2 protein-coding genes, 1 tRNA gene and 1 pseudogene are annotated in these 2,342 nt (G+C 59.1%); 2 read left to right on the top strand and 2 right to left on the bottom strand.

Annotated elements, in window-relative coordinates; genetic code table 11:
* A pseudogene (locus EOA86_RS31065) lies at positions 1-391 on the bottom strand (PAS domain-containing sensor histidine kinase); the annotation flags it as partial.
* A 251-nt stretch (positions 392-642) separates the two neighbouring features.
* On the opposite strand from EOA86_RS31065, the gene EOA86_RS31060 reads away from it, so the two are divergent.
* On the top strand, positions 643-1,092 hold the full coding sequence (locus EOA86_RS31060; protein WP_128345105.1) for a phasin: 450 nt from the start codon (positions 643-645) through the stop codon (positions 1,090-1,092).
* 447 nt (positions 1,093-1,539) lie between these two features.
* Positions 1,540-1,616: transfer RNA gene (locus EOA86_RS31055), tRNA-His, on the top strand.
* Between the two features lie 633 nt (positions 1,617-2,249).
* Here EOA86_RS31055 and EOA86_RS31045 read toward each other — a convergent pair.
* The coding region (locus tag EOA86_RS31045) for a DUF1236 domain-containing protein (protein ID WP_128345103.1) at positions 2,250-2,342 on the bottom strand (93 nt) is incomplete at its 5' end.

Genomic DNA, 2,342 nt, shown 5'->3' with positions numbered 1-2,342 from the left:
TCTCGGTGCTGCGCGAGCCGGTCTGTGCCGCCGGCACCGCCAGCATGATCGCTTTTTCACCGTCAGGCATTGTCACCGCGCTGGCCAGAAAGCCAACCGCGCGGCTGGTCAGGCCGGTTGCCAGCCGCACCGTGATGGCGCGGTCGCGACCGATCTGTGGAAAGCCGCTTGTCGCCATGATCTGGCGCCTGGCGATCAGCGGCAAGCCTGTCGAGGCGCCGATGATGGCCTCGATGTCGGGGTAGCCGAACACCGCTGCCCCTGGTCCGTTGGCCCAGATCACCTGTTCGAGGTCTGCCGACAGAAGGGCGATCGCGTCGCCGGCGGCAAAGCGCTGGCGGACCGCGTCGAGCACGGCGACGTCGAGGAAGGAGTAGTTTTCGGACGGCATGCGCTTTGGGAACCCTCACAGAGCGGCAGTTTGCGGTTAACGCTTTGTTAATAAAAGCCGACGGCGCGAAGGTCCACAAGCCATAGCGTGCAACCGCCGGAATCTCTGGGCTCGTGGTTAACGTTGGGAGCGAAATTCTATGGTGCGCTGCAACAAAGATATTGCAATGCACAAAATTTGCCTTTATATTGCCATCATACATGAACGAGACGGCTTTCTGTCGAAGCCGCTGCCGCTGCAAAGGATGGAAAATGTCCAGGACCAAGACCGCTGAAAATGTCGAATTCCCTAGCTTCGACGCTTCCAAAGCCACCGACCAGATCCGCGCTTTCGCGGAAAAGGGCGTGGAGCAGTCCAAAGAGGCCTATGCCAAGCTGAAGACCGGCGCCGAAGAGACCCAGAAGGCTCTGGAGTCGACCTTTGAGACCGCCAAGACCGTTTCCAACGACCTGTCGCTCAAGACCATCGCCGCTCTGCGCGCCAATACCGAAGCCGGCCTTTCGCATTTCGAAGCGCTGATCGGCGCCAAGTCGCTGTCGGAGGTCGTCGAACTGCAGACCGCATTCCTGCGTAAGCGCGTCGAGATGACCGTCGAGCAGGCAAAGGAGTTCCAGACCGTCGCCTCCAAGGCGGCCGAGGACGTCTCCAAGCCGATCAAGACCGCCTTCGAGAAGGCGATGAGCGAAATCAAGGCCGCCTAATATTTGCGCATATTTCGAAGATGCAACAAAAGGTCGCATTTCTTCGAACAGGATTATGTGCGATATAGTGGTCAAGCGAATACCCGGCGGGTGGAACCTCCTCCCTCTGCTCTCCGGGGTGACCAGCCAGCACCTCCTCCCGCTGGCTCGTAACAGGAAAAGGCCGGCACCTCCTCCCGCCGGCCTTTTTCTTTGCCCGGCGAAATACGATGTCGATGCCGGAGCACTCTTTGCCGACAGCGCTGCGCGTCCTCTTGGACGCGCAAAGGACGCTGTAGAACTTTGGATTTTGCGCATGATCCTTTCCGAAAATCGATTCTGATTTTCGGGGCCATGCGCGGCCAAAAGCCTTGAATTAAACTCCGATAGCCCGTATTGACGCATCGCCGAACGACAGAGCGGGTCCCGGAGAATGAACGTTCCACCCACTCCCGCTCAGGCAAACGTGCCGTTGTAGCTCAGATGGTTAGAGCGCCGGATTGTGGATCCGGAGGTCGCTGGTTCGATCCCAGCCAACGGTACCACTACTGTCCCCAATAAATTCAACCTGCTGGCGGATGGGGTAGGGGCCGCCACGCCTCCACGGAGCCATCGTCGGAAAATGGCTGACCCATTGCGGGGCATTCTACACAGCGGAATTACCGCCACGTACTTCGTTTGCATGTTTCGATTCCATTAGCTTGAGCGCATGGATTCGCCAGCCAGGCGACGACTCCCCAGTGCTCGCTGGTCAGGCCCAGCGGCCTCTAGCTGCCAGTCCCCCCACGCAACCAAGCCGCTGGGCCGTCCCGCCGGAGCGAAGCGCGTTGTCTCGCACATTAGCAACCTTCGGAACTGCCGGGCGCTATGCCGCGTTAATCTTCTGAATCGGAAGATAACTGTGCACAAAAAAGACTATAGAACGAACAGAGCCGACTATGCGATTGCCGCGAAGCATGGCGGAGCGACTGCTAATGGCGATGAGTTGCCGGCGAGAACAAAGAAATCGCTGTTGGTAAGGGATCGGCGATCCGCCAAATTGGCCGCTAATCCGTCGAAAAGCGCGCTAGACTCGAACCCGAAAACGCGCGGTTAGCGCGTCCGGCGCTGGCCTTCGTTCCAAACAAAAAGCCCGCCGCGCACTTCGGCAGGGCGGGCGTCTGTCCGAAGAGTTCGTGTCAGTCGTAGACCTTCACAATCTTGCGGGTGGATGGGTCGACCAGGACGGTTCGGCCATCTACGACGACGTAGCGGTATTGAACGTCCGGCAC

Origin of the sequence: Mesorhizobium sp. M5C.F.Ca.IN.020.32.2.1 (assembly GCF_004023105.1) — a bacterium.
Classification (GTDB): domain Bacteria; phylum Pseudomonadota; class Alphaproteobacteria; order Rhizobiales; family Rhizobiaceae; genus Mesorhizobium; species Mesorhizobium wenxiniae.
This window is presented reverse-complemented; position numbering and strand designations above follow the sequence as displayed.